The organism is Emticicia sp. C21, from assembly GCF_003418935.1.
In the GTDB taxonomy this organism is placed as follows: domain Bacteria; phylum Bacteroidota; class Bacteroidia; order Cytophagales; family Spirosomataceae; genus Emticicia.
Genome location: NZ_QVMT01000016.1, coordinates 59,011 through 82,372 on the forward strand (window position 1 = coordinate 59,011; position 23,362 = coordinate 82,372).

The following is a 23,362-nucleotide window of genomic DNA, read 5'->3' on the forward strand; positions in this document are numbered from 1 at the left end:
GTGAATTAGTGATTGAGTGATTAATATCAGTTTTACAAAAAATCAATAATTCATTTTGAGGGATGATTTGCATCTAAAACCTCTTATTCAATAAATATTTTACTTTATTTATTGAGGGTGCAAATTTAGGGCAAATTATAGACTATTTGAAGTGTTCTTTTAATAAAAACAGCTTAGTAGGATTAAATGAAGGATATTGAGTATATGATTACACGTTAGTATCAAAGACGCGACAGAAATAATCACTGATTTCCTTTATCAGAATGTTTTTCTGGCGCTTTTCAATGCCGGCCAGTTCTTTGGCTAATTGCTTTTTAAAATCCAGTTGCATTTGTCGGGCTATCTGTATGCGTTGCGCTTGCGGGCTTCCTGCGCCGTGCATGCTTTCTGTCAGATACCCAACAGCATTTCTGCCTAAAGTCATATTTTCAATCAAACGTAAAATTCTCATCCGGTACTCGGTTGAAACATCGGCTCTACCTTTGAGATTTTTTCTAATAAATGCCCAACTGTCTCACTTCTGAAATCCTGCTCTGATGGAAGTGTGACCATCAATCCACCTGCCAGATCCTGAGCCAATCGACTGATTTCATACGGTAATTTTGTCACATGATGCTTACAGACATTAGCCAACATATCATCAGCCAGATAAGCACCAGATAATGTCGGCTTTGATTGATAAGAAGCCGCGATTCCTGTAGCATAAATAGTTTCGTTAAGATGTGTCATTTCTACCAGTTTATCTTTGATATGGCTGGCTTTATCTGCACCGTTGTATTCGGCAATTGTTGCTGCAGCCCCAATTAATACATCACCTACTCCACTTTTACATACGTAACTCCTACGATGGTAGCAGGTAAAACGCTCAACTAACATTGACGCAAATTCATATTCACCATCCATAAAAATCAATTCATTCGGAATAAAAACATTCTCAAAGATTACCATCGCTTCCTGTCCACCATATTGCGCATTTCCTGCATCAATATCGCCTGACTCCATACTACGGGTATCACAGGATTGTCGGCCATAAATATAGGTAATACCCCTTGCATCTACAGGAATTGCTCCTATGATAGCATAATCTTTATCATTTTCTGAAAGTCTCATAGTTGGCATTACCAACAACCAATGAGAATTCAGGCAGCCTGTCTGGTGCGCTTTAGCACCAGTAATGTAAACACCATCATGTGAACGTTTGGAGATATGCACAAACAAATCAGGGTCTGCCTGTTGGTGAGGCGCAAGGCTTCTGTCTCCTTTTACATCAGTCATTGCTCCACCAATCACAAAATTGTGTTTTTGGGTATAGGCAATAAATTCTTTAAAACGTGTATGATACGGAGTATTGTGTCGGGCATCTATTTCAAAAGTAGTCGAATACAATGCATTGAAAGCATCCATCCCAACACATCTTTGAAAACAAGTACCTGTCAATTGCCCCAGGCGGCGCTGCATTTTATTCTGTAAAACCACATCTTCTCTTGATTGAGCAATATGCAAAAATCGATTAACACGCTTGCCTGTGAAAGGTGAAATGGCTGTAGCTAATTCGGGTTCTTGTAAAGCTAAATCAAATGTTTCTGCCACTGCATTAACAGAAGGACGAATCATCGGGTGGTCAACTGTATCTTCAACCAATTCACCGAAAAGGTACACTTTCAGGTTTCTGCCTCGGAGGCTATTTATATATTCCTCGGCAGTGCTGATACCTTTTATGGCTTCATCTATACTTTGCATAACTTTTAATTTTTATCAGTTGAATCAGATGTCTTCTTTTTTAGGTGCTCTATAATGGCAGGCATAATAATCTCCAACACGGGTTTTGGCATTTGATGTCCCATGCCTTCCACCCAGAGCATTTTTGCATCAGGTATTTTAGGCGCATAGATAGTAGCATGAATAGGTGGAATCAACGGATCTTCTGTGCCATGAATAACTAGAGTAGGTGCTTTAATTTTAACCAATTCATGCAATCGAGAACCGGACGCTGCAATGCCACAAAACTGTTGAAATCTTGCTCTGGGATTTTGCCCTTTCCTGGTTTCTATTCCCTCGGTAAAAACAGTTCGCAAATGGTTATGATTAAACGGGAAAGTCTTGCCATTCAACCTGCGATAGGTATTCACATAACTCTCAACCGTTATCGCAGGAAACGCTAGTTTGCTTTTAACTGTAAAATTTTTCAGAAAAAAAGGAATCAGTTTCATAAACGATCTTCCTCTAAAAAATGGTACTGCACCAGGGTCAAGAATAAACCCTGATGACATAATAGATACCAGACACATGATTCTTTCAGGATAAGAAATAGCTATTCGCTGCGCAATCATTCCTCCCATTGAAACGCCTATGATATGTGCTTTATTAATTGACAAATAGTCTAACAACTCTATACTATCTTGCGCCATATCTTCTAAAGTGTAAGGCCTTTTCCTATGCCATGTATCGTTTAACCAGGTTGAAAGGCCAATATCTCGGTTATCAAATCGAATAACATAATAACCCGCTTTCACTAAAGGCTCAATAAAATCATTAGTGAACATGATGCTTTGAGCATCCAATCCCATAATCAGCAGAATGGCCGGATGTTGTTTCTCTCCGAATGTTTCATAATAAATTTCTATATTATTACAGGGGGCTTTACCTGTTAAAGTTGGTTTCATGAGATTTTTAATAACAGCTAACGAGTAATTAATCTGAATTCTATTATAGAGACGTATTGCAATACGTCTCCAAAGGCATGTCTAAACAGTGAATTTTAATTGGATATAGTAAATTAAGTACAAGCACTTCTCTCTTCATCAATTAAAGGAAATGTATTATTAATAAGTCTCTATTTATTCTTCTCAAAATTTCTCAAAAACTCAGCTCTATCAGTAATATCGGTTAGAAAAGTCTGTTCTATCGCTAATCCTTCATCCAAGGTTTTCGAGAAGCCTTCATTGTAAAGGTGTTTCATCGCTGCTATCGTCTGTGCTGAGTTTTGCAAGATGTCATTAGCTAACTCAAAGGCTGTTTCTTCCAATTTATCCAAAGGCACAGCTCTGTTCACTAAGCCTATTCGTTCGGCTTCTTTGCCTGTAATTGGTCTGGCTGTAAATGATAACTCTTTGGCTTTCAGAATTCCTACTAACTTAGGCAATCGTTGAGTCATTCCCCATTTAGGCAATATTCCCCATTTGGTGTGGGTATCTCCTATTTTTGCATCTTCGGCTGCCAGAATCAAATCAAAAAACATCATCAATTCGGTTGCACCGGTATAGCAATGTCCATGTACCAAAACAATACCTGGTTGTGGCATTGTGCGTAAAATATGGGCGATGTCGTTGCCATCCTGCAGAATATCTGATGCTTTAAACTGACCACCTTGTATACCTTCATTTAATGCCTTTAAATCAACCCCTGCCGAAAAAGCTCTGCCTGCTCCCTTTAGGATTACTACTTTAATATCGCTTCGTTTGGCTATATCCGCCAATGCCTGTTTTAATTCTACTATCATTAAAGGCGTGAGTGCATTTAACGAAGCTGGCTTGTTTAAGGTAAGAATAGCAATCGACTCTTTCTCCTCTACGATTATATCCTGATATTCCATATCGTCATAATTGATAAACAAATGTAAGCAATTTTATTATGCTTGCATACGGCTCTGATTGAAATTAAATGACCAAAAATATACCGTTCAAAAATTTTCCTCCTATAAATAAAATAAACAACTAAAAACTTAGTTATATTTGTAAACTAAAAAACTAAATCTATGAAAAACCTATTTTGCCTATTATTAATTATCTCCTTTTGCTCACATGGGCAACAGAAAGTGTTTAAAGCGAAGGATTTTGAAAGAGATATATTTCCATCAAAAATTACCAAAGATGGTAAGAGCACTATAGTGGAATCTACAAATCCGTATAAATCTCTTAATAATCCAATGCTTGACGATGCGAAAAATTATACGATTATACTAGAAGTAGAAAATAAGCGGCTGCAACATGATTTTTACAAATTTGCCCGCGAACGCCATATAAGGTTTAATGAATTAAACGAAACCAAGAGTGTACCCGTTGAATTTATGGTTCAGCCTAACGGGGTTATAGACTATTTTGTTTATGGTTGGCAAGGTCCAATAAGAATTAACAATAGGGCTATTAGTGATAGCCTGAACCCGGAGTTTGAGCAGAAATTAGTTGCTGTAGCCAATGATTTTTGTAAAAACTACAAATTCCCGAGTCATTACAGTAAAGAAAAGTTCAGAATTGGTTTTTTACTCAATTTTGACCTTATACCAAAAAAGCCAAGCAAAATGTTTATCTATAATGTAGCAATGGCCGAGGCTTGTGATAAACCCGACACTGTAAAAACATTGATGCTGAATGGCTTAAGATTAGAGTCATTTCCGATGGTAGTTTTTAAATTTAAAAATCTTGAAAAACTGGATTTGTCAAATAATTATATTCAAAAGGTACCTAAGGCAGTATCGAAAATCAAGAACCTTAAATTTTTAAGTATCAGCAACAATCCTATCAATAATAACAAGATAAAATTTAAGAGAAATAACCATATAAAAGATTTAAATCTGCAGTACACAGGTATACCATACTTACCAAGAAGCCTGTCAAAGAATCAAAAGCTTGAAGTCTTGTTCTTAGGAAACAATCGGTTTATCAGTTTCAGAAAGCGTGATTTTAAAAAGATGAATAATCTGAAAGCGTTGAATCTATACAATGCCCGGCTATCTGAGTTACCAATGAGCGTAACAAAATTGCTAAATTTAGAGGAGCTGGATTTATACTATAATGACTTAAAGCAACTACCTAATGAAATTTGTGATATGCCAAAACTGAAAACTTTGGCAGTATCGAATAATGAGCTTTGGAATCTACCTGCTCATATCGCAAAAATCAAGACTCTTGAAACGCTATATGCTCACCATAACCGACTGAATGATTTACCTACCCTACCCGATTTAAAGTTGCTGCATATTGGGAACAATATGTTCAAAACAGTACCTGAAAAGGTATATTCATTAGATAATCTGGTTGAGATTGATATGACTAAAAACCAGATTATGGAAGTACCTACTCAACTCAGAAAGTTTGAAAAATTACAAAGAGTTTTCTTAGTAGGAAATGATTTTGAAAGAATTGCAGAGAAGAAAGAAGAATTAGCTAAATTGGTGACTGATTTAGAGAAAAAAGATATTCTAGTACGTTAATGAAGCTTTTCTATACTACCAACGAAGTGGCAGATATTCTGGGCGTTACGGCCTCAAAAATCCGGTTTTATGAAAAAAAATTCAAACTAAGGTTTGAACGTAATGGTCGTGACCGAAAGCTCACTCAAAAAGATATTAACAGACTTCGGGAGATTATAGATGTAAAAAGCACAGGTACACTCACCTTGAAAGGTACAGAACGGAAGATTAATAAAAAGACAGACCTGAATAAAAGCAAAAACGCTCTGAAAACCAGATTACTGACTATCAGAGCGTTTTTACAGGATACGCTAAAAGAAATTTAAATTCTTTGCCTTACAGTTTCATATAAGATTACTCCGGTAGCTACAGAGACATTCAACGAACCTATTTTACCTAACATAGGTATTTTGGTTGCACGATCTGCCTGTTCTAATAAGTTTTCAGAAATACCATCTTCTTCAGAACCCATTAAGATAGCCGTCGGAACGGTGAAGTCTATGGTATATAATTCTTCAGTAGCTTTTTCGGTACAGGCAACAACCTGAATTCCTGATTGTTTCAATTCATCCAAAACCTGTGAAAGGCTATTTTCACGACAAACTGGCAGGTAATTCAAAGCCCCGGATGATGTTTTCATCGCATCGGCATTAATTTGTGCAGCTCCTCTTGACGCTACAATAATCGCATGAACCCCTGAGCATTCGGCAGTACGGGCAATAGCACCAAAGTTACGGACATCAGTGATTCTGTCTAATACCAGTAACAGAGGCACCTCGCCTTTCTCGAAAATATCAGCTATAACGTTTGAAGTTTTGGCGTAATTAACGGCAGACACAAAGGCTATTACACCCTGGTGATTTTTCATTGTGATTCGATTCAGTTTTTCGAGAGGTACTCGTTGCACTGGTAAATCACGTTCTTTAGCGAGTTTTTCAACTTCGGCGTGGCCAAACTCCCTTTGTATTAATATTTTTTCAATCTCTTTTGGGCCTTTCAGTGTTTCCAATACCGATTGTACACCAAAAACTATATCTGGTTTAGACGATTTTTCAAAATTAGGCTTTGCAAAAAACTTTTGCTTTTTCTTAAAATCCGGGCGTGATCCGTCAGCTCGGTTTCCCTCTCTACGATCGCCTGATTCCGAATTTACTCCATAACGTTTCCTGTTCTCCATGCTTCTACGAACGGATACCAATATGCCTGATATTCGGGATACCGAACCAGCTCATAATAGTTATCTGTAAACTGATTTGGTTTTTTATTAAATGTAAAAATAATTTCTGAAAAATTCTGACTTTGTGCATACATCCACACCTCTCTGTCACGGCTTCTTTGCACTTTATTCGGTGGTCCTAGGATGATATAAACCATGCCCTTATCGGTCTTCCACCCCTCTTTAAACGAAGTAAACAAGCGGTTAGCCTCTTCAATTCGTCTGAAATAGGTTTTAATAATTTTCTTGGATAAAGCCTGGTTACCACCTGTAATCGTCAGGAAATAACGATCAAGTGCCTGTTTCGCATCAGTATTCTCGCTAACAGTACGCGTTTCCTGGCTCGTACTCATATAGATAAGTGGTTTCACCAGTTTCTCAGGCATTGTAAACTTAGGAAAACGGTTATCAACTATCAGAAAGCCAAAACCATTTTTTGTATTCATTGTGTCTTCCACGGCAAAATATAAACCCTCATTTTGCAATTGTAGTGGTGTACCTGATTGTATTTTCACTATTTCTTCCTGTTTCAACGATTTGATGGCAGGCTTTAGGGTAGTTGCCATTGGCGATTGCGCCGGGTCAAAATCGTTGGCATACCGAATAAGATACAAATCACGAACGTGGTTATCAACGCTACGTATCTGAAAGGTATCGTTCTTATTGATATAGTTTCTGAAAAGCGGACGAGAAAAATCGCCTACATATAAACCAAACCTATCACTTAACCTGGTCGCTGAGAAATCAATCACTAAATCATTATTCGATTTCTTGTTAGTAGATAACTCAAATAATTCAGTTAATAATAATGCCTTGCTAACATTCTTAGGTCTCTGTACGTCGAATACGACTTCAATTTTATCGTCTCGCAACAAGAAATTCTGTTCTGTAAAATCAATTTTACTGAAAGCTAGCCTATCTCTCACGCCATAATCAGATTGCAATAGCCAACTCATACGAAACGAATCTTTCATCTGCTGCAAAGCTTTGTCTCTGCTCAGATTCTCGACATCTAACTCCATAAAAATCTTTGCAGTGGAAGAATCTTTTACAATGTATCGACTCTTAATTGCTACAACCATAGGTTTAGCTACCACTTCAGGGGTATTTACAGCAGTTTTAATCTCGCGTGGAGCTTTGGTATTCGTTTTCTTATTGGTTGCACACCCCGTGAGGCCCAATATTAAAGCATATAAAAGTATTTTTCTCATTATACCCGATTCTTGTTCCAAATGTAGAAATTTTCTCTTTAATAAAAATATTTAATGAAGAAAAACAAATTCAGAACGCGCCAGTAAGAAAATTTATTGCGAATTGTAGCAAGAAATGTATGACCACTCTTAGCTAATCATTCTACAGTAGCTAATCATTCTACAGTAGTTAAGAAAGGTGCTAATAACTCCTACTACTGATCTTATGAAATAAATCTAAAATTACCCTCAAACGGGGATTGTCTCTTCAGAGGCGGGTTTTGTAATTTTATTTCATATCAACCCATGTTTATGAATACTGTCATGCCAAGCTTACCCAATGAAATAGTCTACTTATAAGCTGACTAGAATTATAACATTTTTCATATGAAAACTTGTCGTAAAAGTATTTCTGTCTTTATACTTACATATTATCACAACACATCAGAGATCAAGCATTTTCTTAGAATACATCGCTCCTTTCTTTAAATCTGAGTTACGTTAATCGCATTTACTAAGATCGGGTCTATTATCTACATCAAAATGAACAATGGCAAAAAATTTCAGTTAGTGTGGAGGAAAAAGCCTCTTATCAGAAATCTATAACTAGTAAAACTCTCCATTTCTCTCTTGTCTTTGTGTTGCATTATCCTTTCCATTTCAATACATTTGTCTACATTACATCAAGACAAATTCTATGGACATATCTGTACAATACGCACACGAAAAAGACCTTAACTGGCAGGAATTTAATGATACCCTGATTGCTTCCACATTGGGAGAAAGAAGACCAGTCGATGACTTCGAACGCATAAAAGCTATGGTTGATAATGCGAACCTGATTATTACAGCCAGAATTAACAATAAGCTGGTTGGTGTAGCAAGATCGGTAACTGATTGGGTATTTTGTACGTATTTATCTGACTTATTTGTTGATGAAGATTACCAGAAGCTGGGTATTGGTAGGGAATTAATCAGACATACAAAAATTGCTAGTCCGCAAGCTAAATTAATTCTGCTTTCAGCCCCAAAAGCCATTAATTATTATCCTCGAATTGGTATGACACATCATACACATGCTTATACCTTAGACGACCCCAATGATTTGGTCTGAGCGCAATAAATAAATCTTTACGATAATAGAAACAAATCAGTTTCAAGCTTATATTTGGTAATCTATTCAATTTCAACATATGGTTTCAATCTTTGTATTCTAACCAATATCCTCTTATTTTCAACCTTAATATACTATGACAACCCGTAGAAATTTCTTAAAAACTACCGGAACTCTGATTGCTTTCTGCATTGTACCGAGAAATGTTTTAGGTAGAGGATTTTTAGCCCCAAGCGATGTGATTAATGTTGGTTTCATTGGTTTGGGCCGACAAGCCAGAGGGCTTCAGGGTCGTTTACTTGAAACGAAAGAGATAAATCTCTTAGCCGCCTGCGATGTTGACAAAACCAAGTCTGAAAGCTTCACTAAAGATTTGTTTGTAAAAAACGCCAAACAGTTTTTAGGCGAAGAAAAAACACAGCCAAAGGTTTATGAAAATTATTTAGAGTTGCTTGACAGAAAAGATATTGATGCTGTGGTAATTGCCACGCCTGACCATTGGCATGCCTCAATAGCCATAAGAGCAGCAGAAAAAGGGAAAGACATTTATCTGGAAAAACCTCTTACTTATACGGTAACAGAGGGAAGAGCTTTGGTAAATGCCATAAGAAAAAACAACAGAGTTTTGCAGACAGGCAGTATGCAACGCTCTGCCGAGGGTTTCAGAAGAGCCTGTGAATTAGTAAGAAATGGCTATATCGGGGAAGTTACTGAAGTAAGAGTAACTATAGGTGGCCCACCAAAACCCGTTGATTTTCAGCCGGAAACGGCACCTACAACCATGAATTGGGATATGTGGCTTGGTCCAAATCAACCTCACCCTTATCATCATTTCTTAGCACCGCGTTTAGAAGATACATTTTGGGGTAAATGGCGCTATTATAAAGGTTTCGGAGGTGGTGATGTAACCGATTGGGGGGCTCATATGTTTGATATTGCGCAATGGGGATTAGGTATGGATGAGAGCGGCCCGGTTGAATTATATCCTCCAACGTTTCCTGAGGCAGAACAAGGGATGGTCTTCAAATATGCTAATGGCGTAAAAATGATACATCATGATTTTGGCAAGGGCAATGCTGTCCAATTCAGAGGGAAAGATGGTATTATAGAAGTAAGTCGCTCTTTCCTGAATGTACCTGATAAATTGAAAGATGTTCAGCTAAAAGATACTGATATTAAACTTGCTTCTCCGGTTGGAGGCAATCATTACAAAGACTTTTTAAATTCGATACGCACCCGACAAAAACCTCTTTGCGATGTAGAAATCGGGCATCGTACCTGTACAGTTTGTAATATTGCAAATATTGGATACGACCTACGCCGCCCCTTAAAATGGAACCCTCAAACCGAGAAATTTGATGATAATGAAGCTAATAAAAAGCTAAGCAGAAAAATGCGTATGCCCTTTGGGGTGAAAGTATAGCCTGTATAAATTAAAATGCCTGTTTTTTAGAACAGGCATTTTAACTATCTGATTCTATTCCATTGTCTGCGTTGTTTTCTTTTCTTGAATATATCTCTGATGCCCTGCCCCCATCCTGCTTTGGTTTCTGAGTAACAAGCATTTGGAGAATCTGGTAATTTTCTATAAATAGGTACAAAAAGCCCGAAATAAGCATTCAATCCTCTAGGATTACCAATATTTAAAAGACCAGGAAGATTGTCTGTTCCTATAAACAGAGGCCCTGCTCTACCAGCCAATCCAATAGCTAAATTCCGATAGCCGTTCTGTAAAGATAATGGCACCGACACCTCCAACCATTTTGATTCCCATCTAGGAATGACGGCTATCAGAGAGGGTTGATTCATCCCGATGGATTTTGTATTTCTGACACTCTGAATCCAGGTAGCATTCAAAAATATTTTCTCTGAAAACGCATAATCGAAAGTAGTAGCTATTACCGTTGGCAAAGGAGCTTTAAAATGATGTCTGTAATTAATTTCAGTCCAGCCAAAAGCATTATTCATCTGCTCATATAATTTATCAGGTGAATCTATTTTATTGAATGTTCCAGGAGGAATGAAAACATTAGATTCAGCCACATCGGTCTGATATACAAAAGGATCGCTTTTATAGTTAATCTGACCAAAATCTAAAAGAGCCATGCTAATTTTATAGAGATACTTATTTTTTGTACCGTCCATCGTCCAGCGGTCTTTTAGTCTTATATCGTATTTATTATAGTCAGGACGGTACTCATACACAAATCCAATATCCAAACCATATCCTATTCCCGCAGGAGCATTACCAAATAACCAATTAGGGCTGAATCCGGCAATTTGCATAGCCCCACTTTTGGTCATACCAAATGTGCCGACAGCATTTTCAAAAGTAAGGTTTTGTCTTCTTGGCCGATTAGGCACCTGATCTATAGTAAAATCAACATCTTCGCCGATATAATGCATATTCATCAGTGCATTTACTCGTTTTACAGTAAACCCAACTTTAAGAAAATGCTCGTCTTGTTCCCGGATAACCTTACCAACACTTAACCCCATTTCAACATAACTATTCAGATTGGTTGCAAAATGATTATCATTTTGGGGTATGCCATAAATACTTGGAATCATAGTTCCATTAACGAATGTTCGGGCAACGGGTGTTGTAGTATTATTCAAATTAGTGATTATACGGCCTCTGGAAGTGAGTCCAATAGCCATTTTGGCTTTTTCGAGGGTAAACATCAACGATGGGCCTCTTATATCTGTACCAAAAAATGCAGTAGTATTTTCATTTTCAAGTGCCTCTTTTGTATACGTATTTTTGTAAAGTATACTTCCGTTTGGGGCTCTGTGCTGGCTAGAAACAGTATTGGTTACAAGACCTAGAATTGAATAAGGAGCCGCCCATGATGCATAGTTATTGATGACATCTATATTTGCTCCAGCCAGATTAAGATAGATTTTATAACGCGAATCTGCCACATTTGCAGGGTTGGTATAGATACCATAGGTACCCGCAAAATTGCTCGGAGAGATACCAAGCCATTGCTGTGAAAAGGTTTGTACTTGTATTAGTATTAGCAAAAAGCAAAACGATATCCGCATCTATAATAGGATTAGATTTCCTTAATCTGGATTCAATCAATAGCATTCTCCATAAAAGAACGACAAAATTAACTATTTCTGTACAAAAACCGATAGAAGATTTTGAATTAATGATTACGTATAATATTTTAGTACATTAGTTGATTCTAAAACCAAAGAAACTTATATGACCTACGACTTCAAACATTACCAAACTGAAAACTTCTACGATGAAATGCTTACTTCCGAAGTGGCTGCGCGGGTTGGGAATCATTTTCTAAAAGAGCGGATTGAAAAACTATCTATTAATGAACTATTGATTAAACAACGTGCAGCTGAGCGCGCCATGATTTCTGCAGGAATCACATTCAATGTATATTCGGAGGAGGGTGGAACTGAACGGATTATACCTGTTGATATCATTCCGCGCGTAATTGATTCTTTTGAATGGAATAGGTTAGAAAAGGGTTTAATTCAGCGGATCACAGCATTAAATTTATTTCTGCAGGATATTTACAATCAGCAAAAGATATTAAAAGATAAAATCATTCCGCGCGAAATCATTGAGTCAAGTAAAGGTTTTTTAAAAGAATGTAAGGGTCTCACACCACCAAAAAAAATCTGGATTCATATTACAGGTACTGACTTAATTCGTGGGAATGATGGGGTGTTCAGGGTTTTAGAAGATAATCTCCGTTGCCCGTCAGGTGTATCTTATATGCTTGAAAACCGGGAATTATCTAAGCAAACTTTCCCGGACGTGTTATCACAATCAAGTGTACGATCAATCTCAGAATATCCTGCTAAGTTACTTGAAGTATTACGTTACATCTCTGGCCGCCCCGACCCTACTGTCGTAGTATTGACTCCCGGTATATACAATTCTGCTTATTTTGAGCATTCGTATCTGGCCCAGCAAATGGGTGTTGAATTAGTAGATTACAGAGATTTAGTAGTATCAGGCGATTACGTAAAAATGCGTACAACCAAAGGCTTCAAAACTGTTGACGTAATCTATAGAAGAATAGATGATACTTTTATGGACCCCCTCACGTTCAATCCTCATTCATTGATTGGTATTCCGGGGCTGTTTGATGTATACAAAAAAGGAAATATTGCCTTAGCCAACGCGCCAGGGACAGGTGTAGCGGATGATAAAGTAGTTTACGCCTATGTACCTAGAATTATTAAATATTATTTAGGTGAAGATGCCATTATTCCGAATGTAGATACCTATATCTGTGGTGAAGAAGATTCAATGAAATATGTTCTGGAAAATATTGCCGATTTAGTCGTAAAAGAAGCCAACGAGGCAGGTGGATATGGGATGTTAATCGGACCTAAAGCTACAAAAAAGGAACATGACCTTTTCAAGAAAAGAATCAAGGCCAATCCTAGAAATTATATAGCTCAACCGACTATTTCTCTTTCCCGCAGCCCTTGCGTACTGGAAGAAGGCTTGGAAGGCCGTCACGTTGATTTACGACCTTATATTCTTTATGGTAATGGCATTCATGTAACACCTGGCGGGCTTACCCGAGTAGCTTTGCGCAAAGGCTCATTGGTTGTTAACTCTTCGCAAGGTGGTGGCAGCAAAGATACTTGGGTTTTGTACTAAGATTCTAAAAAACCTTAATATTCGAGTCTAAAGACATCATTTATTTTTGATTGTACGATTTGGTTCGTATTTTTGTGCTGATTATAGGCTGATGAACAAATCCTTTATCAGCCAATTACCGACACATTGATTTCTTATGAATATAACTCGTTATTCGACAATTGCCGCAATCATTGTAGTAGCTGCTTTGTCAAGATTCTTTCCTCACCCATTTAACTTTACGCCAATGGCGGCTATAGCATTATTTGGGGGTGCTTATTTTACTAATCGTTGGGTAGCATTTCTGGTTCCTTTTACTGCTATGCTTATCAGCGATATTATGCTCGAATTATTGACAGGATGGGGATTCCATTCAGGTATTCCAGTGGTTTATGGATCATTTGCTCTAATTTCATTATTAGGCATCTTTGCTTTGCGAAAAGTAACGATTTTAAGAGTAGCTGGTACGGCTATAGCTAGTTCGTTGATTTTCTTCTTAATTACGAATTTTGCTTTTTTGTATCCAGAAGCTCCTGTACCTGACCCAATGTTAGGGCATTACCCTCATAACTGGACAGGTATAGTGGCTTCATACGCTGCAGGTTTAGAGTTTTTAAGAAATCAGATTGTAGGTGATTTATTTTATTCAGGTATGTTGTTTGGTGGATTCCACCTATTACAACGCCGTTTTGAAGTACTGAGAGTTGCTTAATTTTCAATGAATTGATATAAAAATAGCGAGTATTTCTACTCGCTATTTTGTTTTATGCACCATGGCAATTTTTATATTTTTTGCCACTGCCACAAGGACATGGTTCATTTCTTCCTACCTCGTTTCCTCCGATAATAGGTGATTTCATGGTCGGATTAATTTTATTCCTTTTTAGAAAGTTATTGAAAAACTTCGTCATTCTTACATGACGATTCATAAGAGTATGTTTAAATTTCTCAGCCTGTGTATATCTTATTTCCCTGATGATTTTGGTAACAGGCATTTTCTTATCATCCAATTGCCCCATTGATACTTCCTGATTCTTATAATCATACCAAATCTCTAAAGATGGCTCCTGATCATAGCTAAACGATAATAATAATAAAACGCTGGTACAGCTACAAGAGGGTTGCACACAATAAAAATCACTAATCCAGTAAACAGTTCCCTCAACTTCAATATTGAAATCAAAAGACCAGGGAAGAATCTCAAAGTAAGAGACCATCTGAGATTCCTGCAATACTTTCTTATAATTGACAAAATTTGCTTCTATTTTATCAGCGTCGGCAACTTCTGACGCCATTCCTTTTAAGTCTTTGAAAAAGGCATTCAGTTCGCCCCATTGTTCACCTGATATTTCATTTTCAAGCGCTTTCAGATAATTATCTTTACTACTATCTAAAGGTTCAGTCTCGGTATATTTAATAATATGATTGTTGGCCACATCTAAGGCATAGACCTGCTCCGCTTCATCGGCAAAATAGATATTACCGCAAGAGCAAGTTAAATCCATGCAAGGCTGCAACTCATTCGATTTTAATATTTTTCCGGCAAATTCTCCCTCTCCTATCTCAAAATTTATAAATGCTTCCTTTGGATTTTTAATCTGGTATGTAAACATGATTTGTTGTTTTCTGAAAACACAAAATTATGGTAAAAATGGGTAAGAAAAAAGGCAACTCTTGCGAGTTACCTTTCCATACCATTCTTTAACTATGCTCAATCATAATTTAAAACCGGGCTTAACCATTTTTCTACATCTTCCACACTCATATTTTTACGCTCTGCGTAGTCAGCAACCTGGTCTTTACTGATTTTACCTATGGTGAAATACTTGCTTTCAGGGTGAGAAAAATACCAGCCACTCACTGAACTTGCCGGATACATGGCAAAACTTTCTGTGAGTTCTATACCGATTTTTTCAGCTTCCAACAAATCAAACAAAGTGCGTTTTTCAGTATGGTCAGGACAGGCAGGATAACCCGGTGCCGGACGGATACCTTCGTATTTTTCTGAAATTAATTCGTCATTACTAAAGCTTTCATCTGCATTATAACCCCAGTATTCTTTACGTACTTTTTCATGCATTAATTCAGTGAATGCTTCTGCCAGACGGTCGGCGATGGCTTTCAGCATGATTGAATTATAATCGTCGTGGTCTTTTTCGTATTGCTCCAAAAGTGCTTCTATACCTATTCCAGCTGTTACGGCAAAAGCACCTATATAGTCTTCTTTATGCGAACCGACCGGAGCAATGAAATCAGACAAACATAAATTTGGCAGGTTTTGCGCCTTCTGGTTTTGCTGACGTAAATGATATAAAGTAGCTAGTGAAGTAGTACTCTCAACTAATTCACCACTTTCTGCTACAGCTGTATTACTAAATACTCTGTAACCCGTACCTTTCAGGCTACCTTGTCCGGCTAAATCGTAATGATATTCTTCAAAATTATGCAAGACAATATCATCACCATCTGAATTGGCAGGATAAAAACCTATTACAGCTTTAGCCTGCAACGATTTATCTGCAATGACTTTTCTTAACATCTTCTGCGCATCGTCATATAGCTTTTTAGCCTCTGCTCCTACTATCTCATCTGTGAAGATTTTAGGATATTTACCATGCAATTGCCATGTCTGGAAGAAAGGTGTCCAGTCGATGTATTTGGCTATTTCAGCTAAATCATAGTTTTCAAAAATCTTTGTTCCTAAAAACTTAGGTTTAACCGGTTGGAAATTTGACCAATCAATTGGCACATGATTCTCACGCGCCTTTTCGATCGGAATAAAGTTTTTATCTTTCTGACGGCTCGCATGCTCAACTCTTAAATTAGCGTACTGATGCTTGATTTCATCATAAATTTCCTGATGAGTCTGGTCATTCTGCATTAAGCGACCAGCTACCGGAACGCTCTTAGAAGCATCCAACACATGAATCACAGGGCCTGAATAATGAGGGTCAATTTTCACCGCCGTATGAATACGTGAAGTAGTTGCTCCACCAATCAGTAGTGGCATTTTAAAGCCCTGACGCTCCATTTCTTTGGCTACACCCACCATTTCATCTAAACTTGGGGTAATCAGACCTGATAGACCAATAATGTCAACATTATGTTTTTTGGCTTCTGCCAGAATCTTGTCAGTTGGTACCATTACCCCCAGGTCAATAATCTCATAGTTATTGCAACCTAATACTACTCCCACAATGTTTTTACCGATATCATGCACATCACCCTTCACAGTCGCCATCAATATTTTTCCGGCACTTGAGCTTTCGCCACCCTGTTTTTCCTGCTCAATAAATGGTAATAAATAGGCAACGGCTTTTTTCATCACACGTGCCGACTTCACTACCTGAGGCAAGAACATTTTACCTGCGCCAAACAAATCACCCACTACATTCATGCCGTCCATTAGAGGCCCTTCAATTACATGCAAAGGTTTTTCTGCCTGTTGGCGAGCTTCTTCAATATCAATATCAATATATTCAGTTAAGCCTTTTACAAGTGCGTGCTCCAAACGTTTATTCACTGGCAACTCTCTCCATGAATTATCAACCACTTGTTCTTTGCCTTTCGATTTTACTGTTTCTGCAAATGTCACTAATCTTTCAGTGGCATCCGGGCGACGGTTCAAAAGTACATCTTCACATAGTTCGAGCATATCTTTCGGGATATCGTCATATACACCCAACTGACCAGCATTTACGATACCCATATCCATACCAGCCGCAATGGCATGATATAAGAAAACGGTGTGCATCGCTTCACGTACTGGTTCGTTACCTCTGAAACTGAATGAAATATTAGACACACCACCTGATACTTTAGCATACGGTAGGTTTTCTTTTATCCAACGGGTCGCATTAATGAAGTCTACTCCATAGTTGTTGTGCTCTTCAATACCTGTGGCTACTGTCAGGATATTCGGGTCGAAGATAATGTCCTGCGGAGGAAAATTCACTTCATTCACCAATATATCATACGCACGCTTACAGATTTCAATACGACGTTCATAGCTATCGGCTTGACCTGCCTCATCAAATGCCATTACAACCGCTGAAGCACCATAGCGTTTTACTTTCTCAGCCGATTCTTTGAATTTCTCTACGCCTTCTTTCAATGAAATAGAGTTCACAATTGATTTCCCCTGCACGCATTTCAAACCTGCTTCAATCACTTCCCATTTAGATGAGTCAATCATGATTGGGAGACGCGCGATATCCGGCTCAGCCATCAAGAGGTTCAGGAAGGTTTTCATGGCTTCTACCCCATCAATCATCCCCTCATCAAGGTTTACATCAATTACCTGAGCACCACCTTCAACCTGTTCACGCGCTACTGAAATTGCTTCATCATATTTACTCTCACGAATCAATCTGGCGAATTTTTTTGAGCCTGTTACATTACAACGTTCACCAATATTTACGTAATTGCTTTCTTTGGTAATCTTCAATGGCTCCAGACCCGATAATTTTTGAATTGGTTCGAACGCAGGAATTTCTCTTGGTTTATATTTCTGTGCTACTTTGGCAATCTCTTTGATGTGTGCAGGAGTTGTACCGCAACAACCACCAATGATATTCATAAAGCCGTTTTGCAGGAAATCTTCTACAATCACCGCCATTTCTTCCGGTGATTGGTCGTATTCACCCATTTCATTAGGTAAGCCTGCATTCGGGTGAGCAGATACCATAAAAGGTGCTTCATTGGCTAATATCTGAACATAAGGACGCATTAAATCGGCGCCCAAAGCACAGTTCAAACCAATCGATAATAAATCAATATGTGAAACCGAAGTTAAAAACGCTTCTGTAGTTTGTCCGGATAAGGTTCTTCCTGAAGCATCAGTAATTGTTCCGGAAACCATTACGGGGATTTTTGCATCTTTTCCAGCTAAAGCAGCGTTGTCATTATTTTGCTTAGGAATCGAATGGCTTTTTAAAGGGCGGATTGTACCCTTTCTTTTATCTGACTCGTATAAGTCAATGGCAAAAAGCGCAGCTTTGGCATTTAGTGTATCAAAGATAGTTTCAACTAAAAGTACATCAACTCCTCCATCTACTAAACCTTGTATTTGTTCATAATAAGCGTCAACTAATTCATCAAATATAACGGCGCGGTAGCCCGGGTCGTTTACATCAGGTGAAAGCGATAGAGTACGGTTAGTTGGCCCGATTGAACCAGCTACAAAACGTGGTCTGTCTGGATTTTTAGCCGTAAATTCATCGGCAACTTCACGGGCAATTTTGGCAGACTCATAATTGAGTTCATACACATAATCTTCCATGTGATAATCTGCCATAGCAATAGAGGTACCCGAGAAAGTATTGGTTTCTGCTATATCAGCCCCAGCTTCAAAGTATTTAGCGTGGATTTCCTTGATAACATCAGGACGGGTAATTGAAAGCATATCATTATTTCCCTTTACTTCATGTGGGAAATCACGGAATTTCTCTCCACGATAGTCAGCATCGGTCAACTTATATTGCTGAATCAATGAACCCATAGCTCCATCAAGAACCAGAATTCTATCTTTTAGTATTTCACGAATATCAATCACTTTAATCTGTCTTTTAGGTTTTGTAGTACGATTTTGCCAATCGTGTATGCTAACAACAAAATTTATCTCACAAAAATACTATTTAAAGATTGATTTTTTGAAATAATTTAATAAAATAGATAAAATATCTAAACATGATGAAATAGTTATGAGTTTTATTTTTAAATTTGAGGTAAATATTTGCTTAAAACGACATTTTATCTATGCAAAAACTAGATACTACTGATAGAGAGATTTTAAAATACCTACAGGAGAATGCACATCTGACAACCAAAGAGTTGGCATCTCGTCTCAATCTATCTCCTACGCCTGTGTATGAACGTGTACGTCGACTCGAAAACGACGGCGTGATAAAAAAATATGTGGCTGTGATAGACCGTGAGAAAATCGGCAAAGACCTGATGGTATTCTGTAATATTCGTTTGAAAGAGCATGCACAAGAAGCAGGAAAAAAGTTTGTAGAAGAGATAGTGAAACTCAATGAAGTAATCGAATGTCACAACATTTCGGGTGAATATGATTTTATGATAAAAGTTGTAGTTGACGATATGCGCGAATATCAGAGTTTCCTGATGAATAAATTAGCTTCGCTCGAAAACATCGGCAGCACCCATAGCATTTTTGTGATGAGTGAAATTAAGAATGAGACGAAGTTTGAAGTTTGATTTTTGGAGAAAGAAGCACGGAAAACGAATTTATAAATAGCTGAGCCACGTCTTTATTTACTAAATATTTGGCGTGGCTCTTTTCTGTATTTCCATTCTCCGTTTACCTTGTTCCAGGAATTATTACTTCCTATAATCAAGTGCAGGTTTTCTGTCTCCTACTAGTGAAACATATTTAAAATCTCCCCCTCTCGCTTTATTAAATTCTTCTTTTGCTTTCTTTATTGTTTCTGGGCTTTCGAATAATTGAGTTGCAGTAAGTGCTAAGGTTTTAGCTGCTACTATCATTCCTTTACGGCCAATACTCATGCCACCTGCGGCCACTGCCTGCCAACTATGTGCCGGAGTTCCAGGTACCCAGGTTGCTACACTAAGTCCTACGGTTGGAACGGCCCAACTTACATCACCCACATCAGTAGAACCACCTGCTCCTGTTTTTTCAACATCTAATGGTTTAATTTCTGTGGCATCTTCATATCTCAAATGATCTAAGCCCAGGTTTTTCGAAAGTTTTGTAGCATAGTTTTTTTCTTCCTGGGTATAGTTTAACCCACCTACTTTAACCAGATTATCCTGCATCACCTGCGTGAGTGTTTCATTAGATAATAACTCATAAGTTCCGCCGGTTAATTCCCATTCTACTCTTGTATCAGTCCCCATAGCCGCGCCTTTGGCAGCCTTTTCAATACGAGACCATACATCAATGACTATATCACGGCGGGGATTGCGGGCATAATAATAGACTTCTGCAAAATCAGGAACAACATTAGGTGCTTTGCCTCCATTCGTAATTACGTAGTGAATGCGTGAATCAGAGGGAACATGCTCGCGTAACATATTAACCATATTATTCATGGCTTCTACCCCATCCAATGCCGAACGACCTTTTTCGGGTGATGCTGAAGCATGAGCAGAAACACCATAGAATCTGAATTTACCTGATTTATTAGCTAAAGAAGTACCAAAACTAGCCGTATTGAAAGAACTCGGATGCCAATGCAAAACCGCATCTACATCATTGAATAATCCGGCGCGAACCATATATACTTTACCAGACCCACCTTCTTCGGCAGGGCAGCCATAAAAACGAATAGTACCTTTGATATTGTTGGCTTTCATATATTCTTTTACTGCGATAGCCGCAGCTGCTGACGCCGTCCCAAATAAATGATGCCCACAAGCATGGCCTGCAATTGCTCCAATTGATTTCTGATCTGAGGTAGAATCCTGTGAAAAACCTGGTAATGCATCATACTCTCCTAAAATACCAATAACCGGTTTGCCTTCTCCAAAAGAAGCCACAAAAGCTGTTGGAATTTCAGCTACACCTTTTTGAATGGTAAAGCCCTCTTTGGCTAATGTTTCCTGCAAAAGTGCTGAGCTCTTTGTTTCCTGATAACCTACTTCCGCATAATTCCAGATTTGTTTGGCTATACCTCCATAATACATCTCCTTTTTAGAAATGCCTTCGAGCATTTTGTTCTTTTTGTCTTGCGCTGATAAATGAGTGCCTACTAGTAAAAATGCGGAAAGAAGTAAAAATTGGTGTTTCATGTTTATTGATTTCGTATTTGTTTAAAGATAGGCGCAAAAAAATAAAGATTCAAGCAATAATAAAATATTGGCTGAATCTTTATAGAAATTAACTCAAATATATAATCTTAATTGGCAGATACCTGTCCCTGTCTTTGTATAACGTCTTTCAAATCCTCAAGACCACAGATTTCTTTTTTTACTAAATCCGGTCGTGATGAAGAAATCAGGTGACCTGAATCAGGAATGAAAATAAATCTTGCGTTTTTATTTCCTGAAAGCATTTTCTTAGCAAAAGAAAAATTGGTCGTGTCAACAATCCAATCCTGTCCACCACACATGACCGTAACATCAGATTGTATCTTAGGCCATTCGTTTTTTAGTTTTTTCAATTCTGCAACGTGTGCATACTTTTCGTCAGTGGCAGTATTCATTCGCTCAGGCAAAAACCATCTGACTAAGAATAACTTTCCATACTTAGAAAACCACCAGAATTTTTCTGTATCTGGGTCAATCGCGGGCGATAACAATATCACTTTTTTAACTAATTCAGGATACATCGCTGCTATTTCAGCCGCCACAGGAGCGCCATAAGACCGACCAACAATGATGGCCTTTTTACCTGAATGATTACTTTTCAAGGCCATAACAATGGCTTGTGCCTGCTCCACAAGGCTATAAACTTTCTTCTTAGGTTTCTTCTGAGATTTACCATAGCCGGGTCTGTCCACAGAAATTAAATGAAACTGATGTTGTAGAGTGCTATCGTCAAGCATATTCAGGTAGCCATCCCAGGCGCCGGGAGCGCCATGTATAAAAAGTACAGGTTGAGCGGTATCAGCTCCAAAAGTAACATAATGTAACTTCAGGGAGTCGTTTTCAACCATGTGATATAAAGGCTTAGCTAATCGGTCACGGTAGTGCTCTTTAATTTCTGATTCAGTCATTATCCATCTACTGAAACAAGAGCCAAGAAGAATACTTAGGGTAACAAAAGCAATGAATCGCTTTGTTCGACCATTCAGTTGTTTAATTTGGTTCACTATAAAATTTTATTAATTACATTTTCAAAGGCTTATAGCTATAACGTAATAAGAGCTGTAATCGTTTACCCGAAACTTTTAAAAATTATTAAAATTTAAAATTTCAAGCCAAATTTTTTACCTGCCATTGCTTTAACAATCCCTTGAAACTCAAGATTTAATAATAAAGAAGCTAACCGATTGATAGGTATTTGAGTCTGCCAGCTAAGGTTATCAATTTGTGTTTCACCATTTGTTCGTAAATATGCTATTACCTGACCCTCTTCCTGCGTAAATTGGGTTAAATCAATTTCCGGTTCTTTCGGTTTTGATTTTGCTATGCCATTGCTTTCAGCTCCCCAATTCATAGCTTCAATAATGTCATTGACTTCGGTGAAAATATTTGCCTTGTTTTCTTTAATCAATTTATGACAACCAGCTGAATATTTGTTAGTAAGACTACCCGGTACAGCAAATACTTCATGATGATAATTATTAGCAAAATCTGCAGTTACCAGAGCTCCCCCCTTATCAGCAGATTCTACTACAATATTCACATCGCTTAATCCGGCAATAATTCTGTTTCGGGCAATGAATAAATTGCGAATGGGTTTCATACCAAATGGGCTCTCTGATAAGACTCCACCTTTTTCAAGCATTTGTTCAGCATATTTTTTATGAGCAGCCGGATAAATAATATCTAAACCACTTGCCATTATACCAATAGTCGGCACATCGTTATCAAGTGCAGCTTTGTGCGCAATTATGTCAATACCATAAGCTAAACCGCTGATAATGCTAACTTGGTATGGCTTCAATTGTTCAACTATTTCTTCTGTAACTTTTCTACCATATTCTGTTGCTTGCCTTGTACCAACAATGCCAACAGTACGCAAAGCTGCTAAATCTCCCTTACCTTTAAAGTACAAAATAGCAGGAGCATCATATAGACTTTTAAGCCGTGATGGATAATCTTTATCAATAGAAAAGTAGAGTTTGACCTGCTGTTTTTCTGATTCTTTTAAGATATTTTCAGCTTTGTTCAGTATAGCTTTATCTTTGAGCCCCTCAATGATTTGTTTACCAACGCCAGGAGTTTTTAACAGTTTGTCTGTCTTTGCTTTAAATATATTCTCGGCCGAACCCATATTACTGATTAATTGCCTGAACATAATACTGCCGACACCCTCGACCAAAGTTAACGCAAGTTGGTATATTTTTTCCATTAAGGTTTAGATAGTTCAGTCAAAAGCTAT

General features: G+C 37.8%; 17 protein-coding genes and 1 pseudogene. 7 read left to right on the top strand and 11 right to left on the bottom strand.

The window, feature by feature from the left end; all coding sequences use genetic code 11:
* Positions 1–208: 208 nt before the first annotated feature.
* The 3 genes and pseudogenes from D0T08_RS24880 to D0T08_RS24890 form a co-directional block, all read right to left on the bottom strand.
* A pseudogene (locus tag D0T08_RS24880) lies at positions 209–1,740 on the bottom strand (4-hydroxyphenylacetate 3-hydroxylase family protein).
* A gap of 5 nt (positions 1,741–1,745) precedes the next feature.
* A complete protein-coding gene (locus D0T08_RS24885; RefSeq protein WP_116985464.1) occupies positions 1,746–2,663 on the bottom strand; it encodes an alpha/beta fold hydrolase in 918 nt (305 codons plus the stop codon).
* A 170-nt stretch (positions 2,664–2,833) separates the two neighbouring features.
* On the bottom strand, positions 2,834–3,613 hold the full coding sequence (locus D0T08_RS24890; protein ID WP_229239046.1) for an enoyl-CoA hydratase/isomerase family protein: 780 nt from the start codon (positions 3,611–3,613) through the stop codon (positions 2,834–2,836).
* Between the two features lie 141 nt (positions 3,614–3,754).
* On the opposite strand from D0T08_RS24890, the gene D0T08_RS24895 reads away from it, so the two are divergent.
* Positions 3,755–5,209 carry a leucine-rich repeat domain-containing protein gene (locus D0T08_RS24895; protein ID WP_116985466.1) on the top strand — a complete coding sequence of 485 codons (1,455 nt, stop codon included), beginning with the start codon at positions 3,755–3,757 and terminating at the stop codon, positions 5,207–5,209.
* Complete coding sequence (locus D0T08_RS24900; RefSeq protein WP_116985467.1) at positions 5,209–5,514, top strand: helix-turn-helix domain-containing protein; 306 nt, start codon at positions 5,209–5,211, stop codon at positions 5,512–5,514. Before D0T08_RS24895 ends, D0T08_RS24900 begins: the two co-directional genes overlap by 1 nt.
* On the opposite strand, the gene rlmB is transcribed toward D0T08_RS24900, so the two are convergent.
* Positions 5,511–6,365, bottom strand: a complete 855-nt coding sequence (gene rlmB, locus D0T08_RS24905) for a 23S rRNA (guanosine(2251)-2'-O)-methyltransferase RlmB (protein ID WP_116985468.1) — start codon at positions 6,363–6,365, stop codon at positions 5,511–5,513. The two genes, D0T08_RS24900 and rlmB, sit on opposite strands and share 4 nt — an antisense overlap.
* On the bottom strand, positions 6,338–7,615 hold the full coding sequence (locus tag D0T08_RS24910) for a GWxTD domain-containing protein (protein ID WP_116985469.1): 1,278 nt from the start codon (positions 7,613–7,615) through the stop codon (positions 6,338–6,340). The genes rlmB and D0T08_RS24910 overlap by 28 nt, the downstream gene beginning before the upstream one ends.
* 676 nt (positions 7,616–8,291) lie before the next feature.
* On the opposite strand from D0T08_RS24910, the gene D0T08_RS24915 reads away from it, so the two are divergent.
* Positions 8,292–8,708: a GNAT family N-acetyltransferase gene (locus D0T08_RS24915; RefSeq protein ID WP_116985470.1), complete on the top strand. Its 417-nt coding sequence runs from the start codon at positions 8,292–8,294 to the stop codon at positions 8,706–8,708.
* A gap of 136 nt (positions 8,709–8,844) precedes the next feature.
* Positions 8,845–10,131, top strand: coding sequence for a Gfo/Idh/MocA family protein (locus D0T08_RS24920; protein WP_116985471.1), 1,287 nt, complete (start codon positions 8,845–8,847; stop codon positions 10,129–10,131).
* A 44-nt stretch (positions 10,132–10,175) separates the two neighbouring features.
* Here D0T08_RS24920 and D0T08_RS24925 read toward each other — a convergent pair whose 3' ends face one another.
* On the bottom strand, positions 10,176–11,735 hold the full coding sequence (locus D0T08_RS24925) for a DUF5723 family protein (RefSeq protein WP_116985472.1): 1,560 nt from the start codon (positions 11,733–11,735) through the stop codon (positions 10,176–10,178).
* A 187-nt stretch (positions 11,736–11,922) separates the two neighbouring features.
* Here D0T08_RS24925 and D0T08_RS24930 point away from each other — a divergent pair, with 187 nt between their 5' ends.
* Both D0T08_RS24930 and D0T08_RS24935 read left to right on the top strand, forming a co-directional pair.
* Positions 11,923–13,353 carry a circularly permuted type 2 ATP-grasp protein gene (locus D0T08_RS24930; RefSeq protein ID WP_116985473.1) on the top strand — a complete coding sequence of 477 codons (1,431 nt, stop codon included), beginning with the start codon at positions 11,923–11,925 and terminating at the stop codon, positions 13,351–13,353.
* A gap of 136 nt (positions 13,354–13,489) precedes the next feature.
* Positions 13,490–14,044, top strand: a complete 555-nt coding sequence (locus D0T08_RS24935) for a DUF6580 family putative transport protein (protein ID WP_116985474.1) — start codon at positions 13,490–13,492, stop codon at positions 14,042–14,044.
* Positions 14,045–14,096: 52 nt separating this feature from the next.
* Here the strand turns inward: D0T08_RS24935 and D0T08_RS24940 are convergent, their stop codons facing one another.
* On the bottom strand, positions 14,097–14,945 hold the full coding sequence (locus tag D0T08_RS24940; RefSeq protein WP_116985475.1) for an SEC-C metal-binding domain-containing protein: 849 nt from the start codon (positions 14,943–14,945) through the stop codon (positions 14,097–14,099).
* Positions 14,946–15,043: 98 nt separating this feature from the next.
* Entirely contained in the window at positions 15,044–18,832 is a 3,789-nt protein-coding gene (gene metH / locus D0T08_RS24945; protein WP_409012963.1) for a methionine synthase, read from the bottom strand.
* Between the two features lie 257 nt (positions 18,833–19,089).
* On the opposite strand from metH, the gene D0T08_RS24950 reads away from it, so the two are divergent.
* Positions 19,090–19,551 carry an Lrp/AsnC family transcriptional regulator gene (locus tag D0T08_RS24950; RefSeq protein ID WP_116985477.1) on the top strand — a complete coding sequence of 154 codons (462 nt, stop codon included), beginning with the start codon at positions 19,090–19,092 and terminating at the stop codon, positions 19,549–19,551.
* A gap of 123 nt (positions 19,552–19,674) precedes the next feature.
* Here D0T08_RS24950 and D0T08_RS24955 read toward each other — a convergent pair whose 3' ends face one another.
* The 3 genes from D0T08_RS24955 to dprA form a co-directional block, all read right to left on the bottom strand.
* Positions 19,675–21,105: an amidohydrolase gene (locus D0T08_RS24955; protein WP_116985478.1), complete on the bottom strand. Its 1,431-nt coding sequence runs from the start codon at positions 21,103–21,105 to the stop codon at positions 19,675–19,677.
* 107 nt (positions 21,106–21,212) lie between these two features.
* Positions 21,213–22,127 (bottom strand): alpha/beta fold hydrolase, encoded by a 915-nt coding sequence (locus D0T08_RS24960; RefSeq protein WP_229239047.1) that lies wholly within the window; start codon positions 22,125–22,127, stop codon positions 21,213–21,215.
* 95 nt (positions 22,128–22,222) lie between these two features.
* Complete coding sequence (gene dprA, locus D0T08_RS24965; RefSeq protein WP_116985479.1) at positions 22,223–23,332, bottom strand: DNA-processing protein DprA; 1,110 nt, start codon at positions 23,330–23,332, stop codon at positions 22,223–22,225.
* Positions 23,333–23,362: the final 30 nt, after the last annotated feature.